15 protein-coding genes are annotated in these 17,777 nt (G+C 65.4%); 10 read left to right on the plus strand and 5 right to left on the minus strand.

The features are described 5' to 3' along the window. Positions 1-985 precede the first annotated feature (985 nt). Positions 986-2,104, plus strand: a complete 1,119-nt coding sequence (locus ABZ818_RS22465; RefSeq protein WP_361417266.1) for a hypothetical protein — start codon at positions 986-988, stop codon at positions 2,102-2,104. A 273-nt stretch (positions 2,105-2,377) separates the two neighbouring features. Here ABZ818_RS22465 and ABZ818_RS22470 read toward each other — a convergent pair whose 3' ends face one another. Together ABZ818_RS22470 and ABZ818_RS22475 are read right to left on the minus strand one after the other, a co-directional pair. Next, positions 2,378-3,304 carry a DUF4365 domain-containing protein gene (locus ABZ818_RS22470; RefSeq protein WP_361417269.1) on the minus strand — a complete coding sequence of 309 codons (927 nt, stop codon included), beginning with the start codon at positions 3,302-3,304 and terminating at the stop codon, positions 2,378-2,380. 320 nt (positions 3,305-3,624) lie between these two features. Continuing rightward, on the minus strand, positions 3,625-8,460 hold the full coding sequence (locus ABZ818_RS22475) for a type ISP restriction/modification enzyme (RefSeq protein ID WP_361417272.1): 4,836 nt from the start codon (positions 8,458-8,460) through the stop codon (positions 3,625-3,627). Positions 8,461-9,246: 786 nt separating this feature from the next. Here ABZ818_RS22475 and ABZ818_RS22480 point away from each other — a divergent pair. Beyond that, positions 9,247-10,035, plus strand: a complete 789-nt coding sequence (locus ABZ818_RS22480; protein ID WP_361417275.1) for a hypothetical protein — start codon at positions 9,247-9,249, stop codon at positions 10,033-10,035. 879 nt (positions 10,036-10,914) lie between these two features. Here ABZ818_RS22480 and ABZ818_RS22485 read toward each other — a convergent pair. The 3 genes from ABZ818_RS22485 to ABZ818_RS22495 form a co-directional block, all read right to left on the minus strand. After that, a complete protein-coding gene (locus tag ABZ818_RS22485) occupies positions 10,915-11,403 on the minus strand; it encodes an NUDIX hydrolase (RefSeq protein WP_361417278.1) in 489 nt (162 codons plus the stop codon). 19 nt (positions 11,404-11,422) lie between these two features. After that, positions 11,423-12,637 (minus strand): helix-turn-helix transcriptional regulator, encoded by a 1,215-nt coding sequence (locus ABZ818_RS22490; RefSeq protein WP_361417281.1) that lies wholly within the window; start codon positions 12,635-12,637, stop codon positions 11,423-11,425. A gap of 234 nt (positions 12,638-12,871) precedes the next feature. Next, the gene (locus ABZ818_RS22495; RefSeq protein WP_361417284.1) at positions 12,872-13,243 is read right to left on the minus strand and encodes a GntR family transcriptional regulator; all 372 of its coding nucleotides are present in this window, start codon (positions 13,241-13,243) and stop codon (positions 12,872-12,874) included. A gap of 155 nt (positions 13,244-13,398) precedes the next feature. Here ABZ818_RS22495 and ABZ818_RS22500 point away from each other — a divergent pair, with 155 nt between their 5' ends. The 8 genes from ABZ818_RS22500 to ABZ818_RS22535 all read left to right on the plus strand — a co-directional run bounded on the left by ABZ818_RS22500 (position 13,399) and on the right by ABZ818_RS22535 (position 17,725). Next, positions 13,399-13,752 (plus strand): hypothetical protein, encoded by a 354-nt coding sequence (locus ABZ818_RS22500; RefSeq protein WP_361417287.1) that lies wholly within the window; start codon positions 13,399-13,401, stop codon positions 13,750-13,752. A 3-nt stretch (positions 13,753-13,755) separates the two neighbouring features. Continuing rightward, positions 13,756-15,111 (plus strand): FtsK/SpoIIIE domain-containing protein, encoded by a 1,356-nt coding sequence (locus tag ABZ818_RS22505; RefSeq protein WP_361417290.1) that lies wholly within the window; start codon positions 13,756-13,758, stop codon positions 15,109-15,111. A 78-nt stretch (positions 15,112-15,189) separates the two neighbouring features. After that, entirely contained in the window at positions 15,190-15,675 is a 486-nt protein-coding gene (locus ABZ818_RS22510; protein ID WP_361417293.1) for a hypothetical protein, read from the plus strand. Further along, entirely contained in the window at positions 15,675-16,361 is a 687-nt protein-coding gene (locus ABZ818_RS22515) for a DUF2637 domain-containing protein (RefSeq protein WP_361417296.1), read from the plus strand. The genes ABZ818_RS22510 and ABZ818_RS22515 overlap by 1 nt, the downstream gene beginning before the upstream one ends. 21 nt (positions 16,362-16,382) lie before the next feature. Continuing rightward, positions 16,383-16,574, plus strand: a complete 192-nt coding sequence (locus ABZ818_RS22520; protein ID WP_361417299.1) for a mobile element transfer protein — start codon at positions 16,383-16,385, stop codon at positions 16,572-16,574. Between the two features lie 12 nt (positions 16,575-16,586). Then, positions 16,587-16,742, plus strand: coding sequence for a hypothetical protein (locus ABZ818_RS22525; protein WP_361417302.1), 156 nt, complete (start codon positions 16,587-16,589; stop codon positions 16,740-16,742). 22 nt (positions 16,743-16,764) lie between these two features. Beyond that, positions 16,765-17,088 (plus strand): SpdD-like protein, encoded by a 324-nt coding sequence (locus tag ABZ818_RS22530; RefSeq protein WP_361417305.1) that lies wholly within the window; start codon positions 16,765-16,767, stop codon positions 17,086-17,088. A gap of 85 nt (positions 17,089-17,173) precedes the next feature. Continuing rightward, complete coding sequence (locus ABZ818_RS22535) at positions 17,174-17,725, plus strand: GGDEF domain-containing protein (protein ID WP_361417308.1); 552 nt, start codon at positions 17,174-17,176, stop codon at positions 17,723-17,725. Positions 17,726-17,777 lie beyond the last annotated feature (52 nt).

Genomic DNA, 17,777 nt, shown 5'->3' on the forward strand with positions numbered 1-17,777 from the left:
GCGGCGTCACGCGACGGCCCGTCCTCCAACGGCAGAGGACATTACGGGCGAACAGCCGCACCGATCAGCGACCGAAACCCGCTGACGAATCGAGGTTAGCTCAAACGGGTTGTTTCTGTTTACCGAGGGCGGTCGCTGGCGGGATCGTCTTGCCGCTTAGGGACGCTGCGGACGGCTCAATCGCCACTCACTCGCGATCAGTGCGCATCAACGACAAAGAGCGGGACCCAGTGAGACTGGGTCCCGCTCTTCGCGTTAGGCATCTGCGCTGGTCAACCGCATGATCGTGCTGGTTGAGGCGAAGTGCCCCCGGCAGGATTCGAACCTGCGCACACGGCTCCGGAGGCCCCTTGTGAATTCTCCATCCGCGCTGGTCAGAGGTCCGTAGGGCTGCTGGCGAGCCTTCGCCGTCCACGTATAGTCCGCAGTCCGGCAAAAGCGATTCAACCACTGGCCCTCTGGATGCTGGCGTCGCTGTCGCCACCTGATGGCAAGCCCTTCTGAAGTCAGCGTGCCGCTCGGTCAAAAATGAGGAAAGCGGGCTCAAGGATCTTGGACATCGACGTGTTCCGCGAGCGCCCAGCGGTCGGCCGACGAGATCGATCCGCACGGACCTTTCACGTGACCAGGGACGACGGTGGGGAAATTGAGGGTGAAGTGTTAATTCGGGAGCTATCGTCGACCCATGAGATCAACTGCTCGGCAGCGACTGTCTGTTCGCCTGGGTGCTGCACCTGCACTAACCCTGGTGGAGGGGGTGCCTGCGTCCCTCGAACCTGCCCTTCGCAGGGCGGTGTGTCCGCGTGCCGCTGCTGCCGAGCAGGCTGGACCGTAAGTTCAGGGCCTAGTGGCGGGGCGAGGTTGGGCAGCGGTAAGGGCTGTTGGTCTGAGGGGGAGCCAGCCGTCGGCGGCCGATGACTGAGGGAAGGCGGCCGAGAAGTTCTGCTCGCGTCTGAGCGAATAGTTGACGATGGCCAGGAGCAGCATGAACGCGAAGACCGATAAACGTCTTCGTTGGCCGGTCCGGTGTTTGAGGGGCAGCCTCGAATCCGATGAATGGCACTATTTGGGGGGCCTGGTGGACCTGGATATCCTGTACGCACGTGAGAACGCGCTGGCGCGAGCGTTTCCTCACGGTATGATCAACAGTTTTTCGCAGATGTGGGCGTGGGGAGCTCAGCAGCATCTCGCCGGCGCCTACAAATCTGAAATCGCTGAAAATGCCGTGTCTTTTTTGATTGGCGTCCGCCAGATCGAGAGTCTTGCCGAGAGTGGCTCTGTAACGCCAGGGACTTGGTTTCACTACTCAGGTCCGGCGCGTTTCGACTGGAATAAAGATCGCCGAACCGGTTCCGTGGAGATCGTGCACCCTCGGTTGGGCGTTACGCTGCGGGCATCATTGAGAGCAGATTCTATGCTCACCACCACGTCATGGGTAAATCTTAAAGGTTATGTGGAGAATACGTTTCTGCTGGGCCGGGTTGAGGCGTCCGGTGGATTCGACGCCTATGCGGTGGGGCATAAGAATCTCTTCCCAGAGTTGGTGGACTCCAGCAGCGGATTCAGGATGACCGGTCATCTGATTCGAGCAGGATTTCCTGAAGTCGAATTCGGCAATCTGACTGCATTCGTCGAAAGATTGATCACTGTCTATGAGGACGCTCTTCGCCTTTGCCGAGGGTGGAGCCTTGTCGGCGCAGGCGGTGCAGTCGACGAGAGGAGTTGCCAGGTCCTCTTTGACATCATCGCTAGGCATGCTGTGGAGCAGATCCTAGTAGATCGCGAAACGGAAACCGGACTCGGCCCGGTAGATTTCACTGTGTCTGGGCTCGGTGAGCGGCACGGAATAGAGTTCAAAGTGTACAGGGGGGATCTCTCCGGGGTAGAAAGGGGCCTAAAGGTTCAGCTACCTACTTATATGAAATCAAAGAAGCTGGGTCGGGGGTGGCTTCTGGTGATTCTTTCTGGTGCCGCTGGCCCAAACTCAGACGTTGTCGAACTAGAGGCTAAACTTCGCACGCTTAACACTGATGACACAATCGAGGTCCGAGTATTGGATGCCCGCCCTCAGATATCGGCGTCGCGGAGGGCTGAAGCTATTTAGTTTGTGATCTGGGAGACTTGTTACTCCGCGTGCCAAGCATGAGCTTCATTCTGTTCGCAGTCCGTAGGTCATCAATCATTAGGGGAATGGTGAGCCAGGACCGTGCTGTGTCGACTCACCGTTAAGCGCCCCCCACGGCCCCAGGACAGCCTGGGAGGACGCTTGTAGGGCAGGGTCCCAGGCAGCGCTAAAGAGAGCTAGTTCGAGGACGTCCGGGGCTGCGGACCAGTCGATCAACGTGGCTGCGAGCTGGTTGCTCTACAGGCGCACATCTCAGAGCGGAAACCCGTATATCTCCTTAGATGACCCAGAGGGTCTCGATAGTAGACCCCAGCCGTTAGCTGCGAATTGATCAACAAGCAGAAATGCCTTCCCAAGGTCGTTCAGTGTCAACTCAAGCCGCCAGTATTCGATCTCCCCACACGCGTTGGCGTAGGGTCGCAAGTCTTCGAGCTGACCAGGGGTCCAGTCATATTCGGCCTCTTGATATGTCTCCTCGTGGAGGGTCACATCGGCCCAGGCGAATAGTGGAGGGACGGCTTCGCTATAGGGTTCGGACCCTAGATAGACATCCCATCTTGCTATGGACTCGGGTGCATTCCCATCCTTGTGGTCGATTCCCAAAGAAATCGTCCCGCGCCCCGATATTTTGTTCACCCACTCTTGGATGTCGATCACTAGGCGCTCACCGTTGCCGAGTAGTTCCATCCATGGACGCGAAAGCCGTAGATCGCGAATTCGCAAAGAATAAGAGTTTCCCAGGGCTGCTCTTGCAAGCGGCCGGCATGCACTTTCATCCAGCACGTGGCGCTTTGGAACGAGAAGCTTCCATCCACCTCTGGACGATTCCATGAGATGTTCACTACTGGCCAACTGCCAATGACAGGTTTGAGTGTCTGGGTGGTAGAGAATCACAACCACCGGCAGAGAGTGGTTCATCCAGTACTGGACGTGCTTCGACTCCGGCCGGAACCACCAGCCGCCTGGCGTCGGCTCGCGAAAGAAACTTTCCCCGCTCTTTATCTGCAAGGCAAGAAGTCTACCGCGTACATATTTTCCATCAACGACCTCTACTTGAGCATCGATGCCATAATCATCATTCGGCTGTTCGCGGAAAAGCCAATCGAGCTTACTCTGTACGGCCAATTGAGTCTGGGTGACTCCGATGCTCCCAGTTCGGGCCGATGCCTTTCTCTCCATGACGATCCTTCCTGATGGAAAATCCGCCTGACCGAGGTGGAGCGTCCTTCAAGGTAGTCTCTCGAAGAGTTCGGGCAGAGGGACGGAGGGTAGCCGACTAACTCAGCCGGCTTCCTCACCACGAGCGTCTCGGTATAGTCGCGCCGACTGCGGCGAACAGGCTGCTGTCAGTGTGGGGCTCGGGGTCGCTTCCGCGTATGGAGCGGACGACCGCCTCGGGTTAGCACGTTGGAGGGTACGTCCTCCCTCAACGTCCTGACGTCTCACGGTCCCCGGGTCGTCGCAGGGCCCCTGGTCGTCAGGGGTACGCCCCTTGTCAGCTACTCGAGGATGTCCAACGGCGGCAGGGCATTCACGATTTTCATCGTCTCCAGGCTGACTGTGACGATCCGCTTGAGCAGATCGATGATGTAGCGCGGGTCGTCAGACCAGTCGTTGGGGTCGTTGACGATCTCCGAGGCCTTGTCGACCTTGACCTGGTAGCGTTCGATGATCCACTCGATCGCGGAGCGGGCACCGAGCTGGTAGTGGTACGCCTCCTCCGGGATGTTGGTCAGCTTGACCCGAGTGTTGTAGACGATCGTGGATCGGTCAGCCTGACCCTTCACCTTCGGGATCTTCATCTTGGTGACCCGGTACAGCTCGGTCGCGGGCGTGGCAGTCGCGTCACCGGTCACCGTCTCGACGATGCCCTTGTACGGCTCGGCCTGCTCGTAGTCCAAGTGCAGCTTGGCGAGCGAGTGGCCGGCCGCGGCGAAGCCGTGGAAGTCCTGGACCTTGGGGATGCGGGGCAGGGACTTCTTCAAGTCGGCAGCGAACTGCGCCCGGTAATCCAGAGAGTGGAGCAGGGCGTAGGTGTAGTAGAAGATGTCGTCCTTCGTAATGGAGGGGTCCTTGTAGGCGTCGCGGTACCCTGCAAGTGCGGCGTCGGTGATGTTGTCGACGCGCTCGTAACCTTCGCCCTCCCCGAAGTCAAAGCCACCGTCGACCGCCAGTTCCCGGTACGAGTAGCGAGGGTAGAACTGACCCGTACCAGAGCCCCAGGTTGCAAGATCAGGGATGTGGTCGACTGCGAGCACAGAGAAGGGCTTCCCGCTGCCCGAGCCCGTTGCGTAGAAGCCGAAGTTCTCATGCTCATCCGTCGGGAAGAGCCGAGGCAGCTGATACGTCATGTCGTTCAGCCGCGAGTGAAAGTACAGCTTCTGCTTGGTGAAGGGTCGGTAGGAAGCCGTGACGATGCAGGCGGCGTCGTAGACGTACTTTTGTCCCTTGGAGAGCCTGGTCTTGTCGGCGCGGTTCCAGCTGATCTTCTTCGGGTCAGTGTCGATCCACTGCTCCACGTCCTTGACGCTGGGCACGCCGACTCCGCTGGCCTTGCAGTGGGCGTGGAATCCCTGCACCTGGTCGTTGTAGAAGTCGATCATCGACTCCATGTCGGTGCGGACCTTCTCCTCGGAGAAGTTGTAGACCCAGGCGTCGCGGGCTGAGTTGAGACCGCTGGAGTAGAGCGCGAAGACACACTGGCTGGCGAGGATCTTGTCCTTGTCACCGATCGCCTGGAATGCGGCGTAACTCTCGTCTCGCTGGTTGATCCAATCGCCCTCGGCGTTCGGCGCGATCTTCTTCCACTCCACGGTTTCCAGGCTCTGGGTGCGGAGCGTGCTCAACTTACCCTCACGGGTGAGATAGTCGCCGATGTCGCGGTAGTGCAGTTCGCAGCCCGCTCCGGGGGTGCCCGTCTTGCTGCCCTTGACGAGAATCAGGATGGCGACGGTGTTGCGGCTGCCCGACTCGAAGACGTTACCCGCTTCCTTCTTCCGCTGCTCCCCGGCGGTCCGCGCGTTGCCTCGCAGGTTGTAGCAGTAGATCGCATCGAACTCGTTGACTAGAGACTTGCGCAGACCGTCTGCGCTGGTCCCGTCGATGTAGCCGCCGTTGGAGACAAATGCGACGATGCCTTCGCTCGTGATGCGGTCCGATGCCCAGCGGATGGCTCGGATGTAGGAGTCGTACAGCTTGTTCTTGTTACCGACCGCGGACTCGGCCACATACGTCTCGGCGATGCGGGCGTCTAGCACCTCGTACTTGAGGTTCTGGTTGTTGTCGTTGACGCTGTCCTGTCCCACTGAGTAGGGCGGGTTGCCGATCACGACGGTGATGGGCTGCGTGCGCTGTTTCCTGGCCCGCTCGCTGTTGCCCTCCAGTACGTCCATGCCGTCGAGCTTGGCCGTTCCTTCGGCGAGTTGGAATGTGTCGGTTAGGACGATGCCCTCGAACGGCTGGTACTCGCCGCCGGTCAGATCGTGGAAGGCCGCCTCGATGTTGACGGCCGCGATGTAGTACGCCAGCAGCACGATTTCGTTGGCGTGCAGTTCGCTGGTGTACTTGCGCAGCAGATCCTCTGGCTTGATCAGGCCGGACTGGAGCAGTCGCACGGGGAACGTGCCGGTGCCGACGAACGGGTCGATGACGTGGACCTTCTGGTCCGAGAGCGACCGTCCGAAGTGCTTGGTCAGCGCCTGCTCGGTGGAGCGGATGATGAAGTCGACGACCTCGACCGGGGTGTAGACGATGCCAAGCGCGTCGGCTGCCTTTTTCGTGGCTTTCTTGAAGAACTTGTCGTAGAGCTCGACGATGAACTGCTGACGACCCTCGTGGTTGTCGACGCCCTTGGCACGCACCCGCACTGACCGGTAGAAGTCCTCCAGGGTCCTGGCTTCGGTCTCCAGGCCCTGGTCGTCCAGGACGTCGAGCATCCGCTGCATGGCCTGGGACACCGGGTTGTGCTCGGCGAAGGCGTAGCTGCTGAACAGCGCGTCGAAGACAGGTTTGGTGACGATGTGCTGGGCGAGCATGTCGATGGCGTCGGGTTCGGTGACACCAGGGTTTATGGTCGTACGCAGTTCGGCAAGGAACTGCTCGAACGCGGCCCGCTTGTCGGGGAGGGCGAGGGCGGCCTTGATCCGTGTGACGTGAGCCTGGGCGATCTCGGCGATGTCCTTGGCCCAGTCCTCCAGGTACTTGCGCTCGCCGACCTTGTCCACGATGCGAGCGTAGATCGCGTCACGCCAGTCTTCGACCCTGAACAGGGCCTCTTGAATCTGCTGGGCGCTCTTGGCTTCCTGGGTTGCGTGGTCGGGAGTGCTGGAGCCGTCCTGGTCACCGACGGTCTCGTCACCCGGCCCGATGTGGCCCACGCCGATGTTCTCGGGAGCCTTGTTGTTCAGCTTGATCTGGTTGACGGTCGCGTTGAAGCGGTCGTCGTGGGCACGCAGTGCCTGGAGGACCTGCCATACGGTCTTGAAGCGTTCGTTCTTGGCGAGCGCCTGCTCCGGCGGCATCCCCGCCGGGACGGCGACCGGCAGGATGATGTAGCCGTAGTTCTTGCCCGACGCAACCCGCATCACACGACCGACCGACTGGACTACGTCGACCACGGAGTTGCGTGGATGCAGGAACAACACCGCGTCCAGGCTCGGCACGTCGACACCCTCTGACAGGCAGCGGACGTTGGACAAGATGCGGGCGTTCGTCGGCCCCGGGTCCTGCTTGAGCCAGTCGAGGAGCCGGTTGCGCTGGAGGGTGTTGAAGTTGCCGTCGACGTGGTCCACGTCGCAGCGAAGCACCTCGTCGTCGCCGTCGTCGTAGGCGTCAACGATCTCGTTGAAGTGGGTGGCGATCTTCTTGGAGTCGTTGATGGAGCGAGCAAAGGCTACAGCGCGCTTCATCGGGGCCTCGTCCTCACCAAAGCCGGAGCCATCGGTGAAGGTACCGGTGCGCTTGGCCATCGCGTTCCAGCAGCCGATGATCTTTGCAGCGTCATCGAGGTTCAGCTCGGAGGCGCCGCCGGCGAACCCTTCCTGGAGGGTCTTGGCGACCACGCCCTCGTCCACGGTGAGGATGAGGACCTTGTAGTCGGTGAGCAGGCCCTGCTCCACGGCTTTACCGAAGCCGAGGCGGTGGAACTCAAGGCCGTACTTCGACTCATCGTCCATGGAGGCAACGCCCGCGTCTGCGCCCTTGGCGTCCTGCTTGGTGTCGTCGCTGTACACGCGCGGGGTGGCGGTCATGTACAGGCGGCGGTCCGCGCCGATGAAGCTGTCGTCGTGGACCCGGACGAACGCGGACTCGTCGTAGCCGGGCAGGGTGACGCCGGTGGTGCGGTGGGCCTCGTCGCACAGGATCAGGTCGAACCGCGCCAGCCCTTGCTGCTGGGCGGCGGCCACGGTCGCGATCGACTGGTAGGTGGAGAACACGACCGTCAGACCCGGCGTGGCCTCGACACTGGCCATCTGCGTGACCAGTCGGTCCGGGTCGGTGGTGGCGGGCAGGGCCAGGTCATGGGTGGCCATGTCCTTGTCGTCGCCCTGGGCCTTCTGCTTGCCAACCTTGGTGTCCGAGCAGACAGCGAAGGCACGCAGCGGTACCTCGGCCTCGTACGACCACTCGCGCAGCGTCTGCGAGAGGAGGGCGATGGAGGGCACCAGGAATAGGACGGTGGTGTGGTGGCCCTGCCCTGCCTCGGCACGTTCGCGTTGGAGGCGCTCAGCGATTTTCAGGCTGGTGAAGGTCTTGCCAGTGCCGCAGGCCATGATGAGCTTGCCGCGGTCGTGTTCGCCGAAACCGGCGAAGACGTCGCCGATCGCATCACGCTGGTGCGGGCGCGGCTTCTTCTTCTCCCGCAGCGTCATCTCGAACTCGACGTGCAGGCCTGGAGTGGGCATGCGCCACTCCACCGGGCTGCTCGCGATGTCGGACAGCCCGAGTCGAGTGACGGGGATCTGCTGATCGTCCAAGGCCGACTCGGCGTGATCACTCCACTTCTCGGTGGTGGAGATGATCATCCGGCGGGTGAAGGCGCCCTTACCGGAGGCCGTGAAGAAGGAGTCGATATCCTCCTTGCGGATCGTGTGGTGCGGCTCGTAGAACTTGCACTGGATGGCACAAAAGCCACCCGTCTCCCGGTCCTGCGCGACCAAGTCGATGCCCGTGTCCCGCTTGTCGTGCTCGGCCCCCGGCCAGTCGGCCCACATCCAGACGCGGCTGAACTGCTCGGTCCACTGCGGATCAGTGCTCAAGTACTGGACCATGAACTCCTCGAAGCGGGTGCCCCGGTCCCGGTTCCCGGTCGAGCCGTCACGGATCGCCTTTAGCACGTCATGCACCGTCGTGGTCGCCAACGCGCCCTACCCCCATCGCTCTCGCCGACGCGCTGGAGCGCGCCTCTCCCGCCACCTTCTTTGCACTTTACTGCCTCGCTTCGGGTGTGCACGAGGTGACGATGCGTGGCGGCTGTCCCTGCGAAGCGAGTCCGTGTCGGTCGCGCAGCTACACGCCCAGGCTCTCCAGGCGGCGGGCCCTTCCGGCGTCCTCACCACGGGCTGGAGGTGACACGTCTGGATTCAAGAGCCGGTGCGGTCGTCAACGATGCGGCGTAGTCTGTGCGCGCGTCGTGAAGGGGGGCACGTTGTCGCGACAGTCTTCGCCGCTGCTGACGCAGCAGTCGGTCGGCCTGCTGCTTTCGAAGAGTTCAATGGCGACCACGTTCGGCCAGATCACTTGGAAGCCCAGACGATCAGTGACCGAGGGATTGCTAAGGGTCCGGACCGTTCTTCCAGGACTGGAGGAAGGGGTTGTCCGGATCCACATCCGCTGGCCAGCGCCTTCGCAACCGCGTTACCAGTACCTCATCGGGGGAGCCTCAGTGCGTCGGCTATGCGTCAACGATCCGCATCCTCCGTATGACGGAACTCATAAACACGTCATCAATCCGCTGGGCAGTGAGGAAGACGCCTACGAGCCTAAAGACATTCCGACAGTCCCACTGGCGCCGCGGGTCGCTCCGGGTACCTACCGTGCCATCCTTGAAGCGTTCGCCGGCGAGTGCGAGATACGTCTCGGGGAAGACTACGTCTGGACCGAGCCGGGAAGGAGGGCATGACATGGATCGGAACAGTGTCGTTGCGGCGTTCTTGCGTGCGATCAACGACCGGATCGTGATCCACGAGTATGGCGACGGCCTCCTTGCGGACCTGCCCCTCACCTACAGCGACGGTGACAGTGTCCGTCTCCTCGTGGAGCCCTTGGGCACAGGCGTCCGCGTGTCCGACCAAGCCTCCGCTTACGAACGGCTGCTTCTCGCGGATGTCAATACAGACGCCGGCCGGGCAGCTGAGGCTATCGCGACCACTGTCCGGGTGGCTGGCCTCGCCAATGTGGGAGGCGAGGAGGATGAGATTGCAACCTTCGGGCCCCTCGAAGACCTGGGCACGATGATGCTCGCCGTCGCGCAAGCGAGCATCCGGGTTGAGCAGCTTCGCTGGCTCGCGATTCGACGCGCTCCTGTGCGGTTCGCGGACCAAGTTGTTGAGCGTGTGCAGTCGGTAGCTCGGCGTGACTGGAAGGTCGAGCGGAACGCTTTTTTGCGGTTGCGTTCCGGACGCGAGCGTGCTGTAACGGTCGCTATTGAGACGCCCACCGCGGCCGCGTACGTGCAAGCCCTCAGTGCCAAGGACAAGGACCAGGCTGCCGAGCACTGCTACTACTTGTTCAGCTGGGCTGACGTGCCGACTCGGAGCCGAGTCGCCGCTTTGGATGGCAAGCGGTCAGACTGGCCGAGCGAACTCCTCAGTGAGCTTGGCAGCGTAGCTGATGTCGAGTTCTTCGGTGACAAGGGCGCAGTAGAGTCCGCGGTCCAAAGGGCCCTCCAGGAAACAGCAGCTGCACATTGAGGAATCCGTGCCGACCAGTGATCGATTGCCGACCCAAAGCATCGGCGTCCAAAGTGAAATTTCGGCACCCACCTGGCTGAGGTGCGGAAATACGCGGTCGGCGTAGCGACTTTGGCCGGGAGCTGCTTTGGCGCGAGTGATCATGGCCCCGTAAGCTTCCGCGCGTCGGGCAGTCTGTGGACCTGCCCCGTAAAGCACGACGTTGGGGCCATGATCTTCGAGGCTCGCGCCAAAGTGGCTGGCTAAAGTCGTGGAGCCGGCCGCCCCAGCCACAGAGGGTGTTCTCCACTCACCAGGCTGCGCCCGCCGTCCGGCCTGTTGTCCGGCGGGATCAGCGGGCCGTGCGAACGCTAGCGCATCGGCCAGCGTCGGACCGCGTGCCATCGGCACCACGATCCGGCCTCCTGCGGTGACACAAAGCCTCTTTGACCTGCACTGTTGGGATCGCCTCGTGCCCCGGGCCCGTGCTGTGTTTTGGCCGCTGCGAGTGGCGACGGGCGGACGGCGCGACGCAGCCGGTGGCGGAGACATGGAGGCAGCGGGGCGGCGGCCGCCCGTCGCCGCCGCGCTGTGCGCGGCCATCGATCCAGGATCGACCTGACCTGTCAGGCAGTCGGGTGGAAGGGGGCAGGTGGTCCCGGACCGGTGCTTGGGGCTGGCTGCTGTGGTGGTTCTCCCCTTCCGAGGCCGGATCTTGGTGGCGGTGGCATGTGGGCCGGAAGCGGCCGTTGATGCGCCTGGGCGGAGTCTGCGGCGGTCGGGTAGGCGGAGATCATCGAGCGCCGTTGGCCTCCCGGCTAGCGAGCGGAGCGAGCCTTGATGAACGTAGAGAAACTTCCACCGCGCCAGGCTCAGGCCGTGTCGGCCTCCTCCGTACCGCTATGCGGCAACGCCGTTCGGCTGCTGGCCATGCTCGAGATAGATCGGTGCGGCTCCTGATGATCGGGCCTCGATGGCGGCAAGGATCCGTCGAGCCAGGCGGGGGATCGTCCGCTCGGCCACCTCGTCGGGGGTCACGAACGCGAAGCTCTTCAGCTCGTCCGCCTGCAAGGTCACTCCAGCCTGAGCCTCCGGCGTGAGCTGCCCGCCATCGAAGAGGTACAGCACCTTGTCGCCCTCGGCGTCGTTTGGCGCCCAGTCGACGGCCAGCAAGCGCACCAGTGGAGGAGTGATGCCCAGCTCCTCCCTCACCTCGCGGACGGCGGCCTGGAGCGGCGATTCCCCCACCTCGACGTAGCCGCCGGGGATGTCCCAGTAGTCCTTGTAGGTGGGCTGCACCATGAGGACCCGCCCGTCGGCATCAAAGAAAAGCGCACCCGCGGCCATGCGCGGATGCGCCATCTTCGCTTCGTGCTCGCTCGCTGCCATGTGGTCGAGCGTACCTACCTCAGACGACATGCAGCCGGTCGGCAAGCTCCGCCAGGGGCCGGCTCGGTCGGCCTCGCTGGTTCCGCACCCAGGTAAGGACAAGCTCCCTAGCGAGGTAGTGACTGCGGACCTGCTCCGGTGCCCACTGTTCCGCTTCAAGGATCATCGACAGGGCGTCGTCGAGCCGGTTGTGCGCGCTGAGGGCTCGGGCCACTTCGAGGTTGTGGCGCGTCCGCCGCTCGATGGGCAGGCCACTGGTGTCGATCTGCGGGCCAAGATCCATGGCCACCTGCATGTCTCCCAGCTCCGCCGCCGTGGCGACCCGGTGGATGGCGACGTTCGTCGGCCCGAACGCGGTCCACATGTGGTTGGCATCCCGTCCAAGCCGCTGTGCTGCCTGGTCCGCCTCGGCGAGGAATGCGCGAGTCGTGGCGCGGTCGTCGGCGCGCGCGGCGGCCATCGATCCTGCGAGGAAGAGCGTTCCGTAGATCGACAGGAACTCCGCGCTGGCGCCCCTGAGCGCTGGGCGAAGGTAGTCGGCTGCGTCGCTGACCAGTTGCACGGCGGCATCGAAGCGGCCGTTGGACAGGAGGCAGTGAGCCACGGAACGGAAGAGCGATCCGGTAACGGCCATGTTGTCGGACTGCTGAGCTGCGGCCAATCCGCGATCCGCCGCGATCCATGCGAGGTCGGTTTCACCGACCTTGGTCAACACCATGGCAGTGCCCTGGTAGGTCATCGCCATCAGCTCGTGCGCGCGCTCGCGGTCCTGGCCTGCCTGCGCCTGGGCCGTAATGAGCGCGTCCGCCAATACGAGAGGAAGACGCCGGGTCGCGAACCCGTACCGGGAATCCTGGTAGGCGTCCCAGACTTCAGCCACGCTGTTCTTCAGCTCAATGAGGGGTGTCGGCTCACCCTCGGTGGTCACGCCCAGAAGCGGGGTGAGCTGACGGTAGTTCATCAGCGCCGACCGAAGCGCTGGCACCGTGCGGGTCCCGCTGTCGGCGGTCCACTCCATCAGGGTCGGCTCGGCGATCAGGTCGCCAAGGGTCACGTCCAGTGCGTCGGCCAGGGATTTGATGACCGATAGCCGGTCCAGCTCCAGCCGGTTGTTCTCGGCCTTGCTCAACCAGTCGACCGTACGGCCCACCAGACCGGCCAGAACTTCCTGGGACATGCCACGTCGGCGGCGGTACCAAGCGACTCGCTCACCGATCGTCAGGTTCGTCGTCATTCCTCGCATGGGAAGAGCGTCCCCCTGTCTCTTCGCGCGACCCCGGAGAGATTTTCCGGGGTGGTGAGCTGGACCGGTCCTAGCGTTGCTGACAACCCGACGAGCTGTCAGACCGAGAGTGCAACGAGGGGGCCGCGATGGCACTGACCCCGGTGGAACGGCTGGAACTGATCAACCAGGTAAGGGAGCTTGGCGATGAGGCGGCCGAACTGGCGCGCCGCATGGACGCGTTGGTCACTGTCCTCCGGCCTGCTGCCGCACCAGTTCCTCAAGCTGGTCCATCCGTTCGGCGAGGCGGCGCACGTCCCGGCGAACCTCCGACAGGTACTCGGTGATCTGCTCGAACTCCGGGCTCCGCTTCGCCGAGGCGCCCTCGCTGGGCAGAGCGGCAAAGCTGCCCTTGCCCTGGTGGGAGATCGCGTAGCCGTCCTCGCGGAGTCGAGAGATCGCCTGCCGGGCCACGGTGCGGGACACGCCGTGCTCGGTCATCAGCTTTGCCTCTGAGGGCAGTTTGTCCCCCGGCGCGAGTTCCCCGTCTCGGATCTTGCGCTTGAACTCGTCGGCAATCTGCAAGTACGCGGCCCGCCCGGCAGTGAAGTCGGCCATAGCCCCTCTCCGTGGTTGTCGTACCTAGTGCAGCACACCCCTCGGACAGCAGTCGAGGACCACCCACTTGACACGCCAAGTAGTACAGGTGCAATCTCGAACCAGCATGACGTACTAAGTACGTCAAGTTTCATCCGACTCTAGGAGCGCAACTCATGCGTCAGATTCCCGTCGACACCACCAACGCGACCGTGATGGTCGCCAAGGCTCCGCAGCCCAAGGTCAAGGACCGCCGTACCGGTGAGATCGCCACCGACAAGGACGGCGTCACCCTGATGGTCGTGGAGGTCATGTTCTCCACGCCCGACGAGGTCGAGATCCTCAAGCTCACCGTCCCGCAGCCCGGCGTCTCCGAGGACCTGACCATGGGCACCCCGGTCGCCCTGACCGGCCTGGTCGCCTCGGCGTGGGAGAACGAGTTCAACGGCCAGAAGCGGCACGGGATCGCCTTCCGCGCGGTCGCGGTGACCTCGCTCGCCGCCGGCGTGTCGGAACCGAAGGCGGCCTGAGCCATGACGTGGCTGTTCGTCGCCCTGGTGCTGGTCGTCGCCGCTGCGGGTCTCCTGCGGTGGCGGCGCCCCGCCTGGTACTGGCTGACCCTCGGAGTCACCCTCGCGGCCTTACGGGTCCTGGTCCGGTACGGCTCGGTCATGGATGCCTGCGGCCTGACGGTCCCGGCCCCCCGCTGGCGCCTCACGGTGGCGCGGATGACCAACCGGCCCGTCCCCGCTCCGCGTGCCCCGCGCATCCTGCGGGTGCGGCCGACCCGGACCGGCCTGGTCCTGCGGCTGGGGCTCCGCCCCGGTCAGGACGCCTTCGACGTGGCGGCCTCATGTGACCGGTTGCGGCACTCCTTCGGGATGTACGGCGTCACCTCCCGTGAGCTGCGCTCGGGCGTGGTCGAGGTGCGGATGACCGGCTATGACGTGCTCAAGCGGGTGCAGATGCCGACGTTGGTTGACACCCGGCCGATGCGGGTCCCGGTGGCCCTGCGCGAGGACGGGGCCGTGCACTACCGCGACTACCGCGCCGTGCCGCACGCGCTCACCCTCGGCGCCACGGAGTCCGGCAAGTCCGTCTATCAGCGCAACCTCGTGGCCGGGCTCGCCCCGCACCGGGTCGCCTTGGTCGGCATCGACTGCAAGCAGGGGGTGGAGCTGTTCCCGCTGGCCCGCCGGTTCTCCGCGCTCGCTGACAACCCCGACACCGCCGCCGAAGTCCTCGATGCGCTGGTGTCCCACATGCAGGACGTGTATCAGCTCATCCGCGCTGAGCAGCGGATCACCGCTGACGTGCCGGATGCGGAGATCGCCGCCGACATCTGGGACCTGCGCGAAGAGTTGCGGCCGGTGCCGGTCGTGGTCCTGGTCGACGAGGTCGCCGAACTCGCCCTCTTCGCCAGCAAGGAGGAGGAGAAGCGGCGGGACCGGATCATCACCGCCCTGGCCCGGCTCGCCCAGCTCGGCCGCGCCGCCGGCATCTATCTGGAGGTCTGCGGGCAGCGCTTCGGCTCCGAACTCGGCAAGGGCATCACCATGCTCCGCGCCCAGCTCACCGGCCGCACCGCGCACCGGGTCAACGACGAAGCCTCGGCGAACATGGCCTTCGGCGACATCGCCCCGGACGCCGTGCTGGCCGCGATCCAGATCCCCACCGACACCCCCGGCGTCGCCATCACCGGCGACTCCACCGGCGGATGGACCCGCATCCGCGCCCCGCACACCTCACTGCGCCAAGCCGTGAACATCTGCAACCGGCACGCCGACCTGACCCCGGACCTGCCCGCCCTCGCGTCGTTCCGGCCCGCGCTCGGCACCCTCAAGCCCGTTCCGGCCCCAGCCGTTGAGTCCGCCCCGGCCGCCGCCTGATCCCTCCCCGCTCCACGGTCGGCGCGACCACACCGCGCCACGTCCCTACCCCCTCCATGCCTGATTCCGAAGGGAGCCATGATGTTCTGCGAGTACTGCGGCGACGTCAACGGCGAGGAAACCGGCGTCGACCACGACGAACGCGACTGCCCCTGGCACGACACCGACAACGGCGCCGTCACGATCGACGCTGACCAGCTGGCCGACACCTTGAAGGCCACGGCGGACGGCGTTCCCGCCCTGCGGGCCGCGATCGGCCTCCTGGTCGTCCACAGCCTGTGGATCAAGCGTCTGGCCGAACGGCCCGGGCTGCTGCTCATCGACTACTCCGGCTCCGCCCCCGAGCCGTACGGAGTCGACTGGGTCAAGGTCGTTGAAGCCCTGGACGCGAAGGAGTTGCCTGCCTCCGGTGGGGAGCTGCGCGTCCTCGCTCTGGCCGCCTCCCTCGCCCACCCCGCCGCCCGTATCCCGCTCGGGGACGCAGTCAGCGGCCTGGACACAGCCAACCTCGACCTGGTCCTGGCGGCCATCGCCGAAGCCAACGGCCGCCCCCGGATGCGGTGATGGCCATGCCGTCTCGACTGCGCATTGACGCCGTCCTGGTCCAGGCCGTCATCGCCGGTGCCCTGTCCTTCGCCCACCTGCACGACCTGGCCGCCGCAGCCGGACAGACCGGCTGGAAGGCGTGGGCCTACCCGGTCAGCGTCGACCTGCTCCTGGTCGCCGCCTGGCGTCGGCTCCGCTCCGACGGTCCGTCCCGGCTGGCCTGGTGCTGGTTCCTGATCGCCCTGGTCGCCTCGCTCGGCGCGAACGTGGCCACCGCCGGGTTCCTCGACCTGGACCACCCGCCCGCCCTGCTCCGCCTCGGCGTCGCCGGATGGCCCGCCCTCGCCTTCCTCGGCGGCACCCTGCTGGCCCACTCACCCGCGCACCACTCCTCGGCCCCGCCGGCACCCGCCACCCCGGACCCGGACCCCGTGCCTGAGCTGGAGCCCGAACCGGCCGCCGTCGCCGAGCCGGACCCGGCGCCCGAACCCGTCGCGGTCCCCGCGCCCGAGGAACCCCCGGCCCTGCCCACCCCAGAACCGCCCCCGGCCGTGCCGGTCCCGGCCGCGCTGGTCGACCACGCCCGCAAGGTCGCCGACGACCACCACGCCCGCACCGGCTCCCGGATCGACACCGACACCCTGCGCGCCCGTCTCGGCGTCCCGCCGCACCTGGCCGATGCCGTCGCCGCCCAACTCGCCTGACCCGAGAGGAGACCGACTGACATGCCCGCCCGCGACTTCTTCCACTCCGTGATGCGGATCGGCCCCGTGCAGATCGGCACCCACCGCGACCGCCACGGCACCACCAAGCACGCCGCCGTGTGCAGCTCCGACGGCTGCGGCTGGTCCGCCGACTACACCAGCGCCTCCGCTGCCCAGCTCGCCGCCCGCACCCACCGCTGCAAGGTCCGCTAGGAGGCCAGCGCCATGCAGGTCCCGCTCTGGTTCGCCCTGCTCTGCGTCGGAGTCCTCGGCGTCAAGCTCATCCGCCCGCCCTGGTGGCTCGTCGCCGTCCTGCTCCTCGGTGGCTACCTCCTCGCCGACAGCCTCTTCGCCCCGGTCATCGACACCGCCGTCAAGTAAAGCCGCGAAAGGAGATCCGCTCATGTTCCGGCCCAAGCTCCCGACCATGCCCCAACCCACCGGCACGGTCACCCCGCCCGCGGTCGTCGTCGAGCCGACCGCCATCACCCCGGGTACCCCGGCCCCGCCGCCGGCACCCGTCGCCCCGGTCCCGACCTCGACCCGGCCCACGGTCCAGCTCACGCCCGGCACCGCGCTGGCCCTGGTCGGCGGCGGCACCGCCGTCGTCCTGGTCGTCGGCGCCGTCCTGGTCTCCATGCTCCTCGCGGTCGCCATCACCGGCGCCTCGGTCGCCGTCTGCGCCCTGGTCGTCCGCTCGCTCGCCTCCGCCCAGCATCGCCGCTGAACGGCCACCGGGTGGCGCACAAGCCGCCAAGCACGCCGCCACCCGGGGCCGTTCCCTCCAACCGCCATCGCAAGGGAGAACACCCATGGACATGCAGCTCGCTGCGAGTCTCGCGCCGTTACTGGGCTGGGCCGTGCACGGAGGCATCCTCACCCGCCGCCTCGCCTCCGCCCGCCGCGACCCGCTCACCGGCCTGCACACCCGCGCCGGATGGACCGCCCGCGCCGAACATCTCATCCGCCGGCACCCGCAAGCCGCCGTCCTCCTGGTCGACCTCGACCACTTCAAGACCCTCAACGACACCCACGGCCACGCCGCCGGGGACGCCGCCCTCGTCGCCACCGCTCACCGGCTGCGCGCCTGGTGCGGACGCCACGGCACCGTCGGACGCCTGGGCGGAGACGAATTCGTCGCTGTCGTCCAGGACCTGGCCGCCGCCGACCTCGACGCGCTCACCGCGGCACTTCACCGGCCGCTGGACTACGACGGCGCGTCGCTGCCGTTGGCCGCCTCGGTCGGCGCCTGCCTCGTCGCCGAACTGCCGGTGCCCGCCCTGACCGATGCCCTCGCCGCCGCCGATGCGGCCATGTACGCGGCCAAGGGCCGTGGCCGCCGAGGCTCGCACGTCTCTCGCTGACCGGCCGCCGGGTGGCGCACAAGCCGCCAAGCACGCCGCCACCCGGGGCCGT

This window comes from Streptomyces sp. NPDC047453 (assembly GCF_040643155.1).
Lineage (GTDB): Bacteria > Actinomycetota > Actinomycetes > Streptomycetales > Streptomycetaceae > Streptomyces.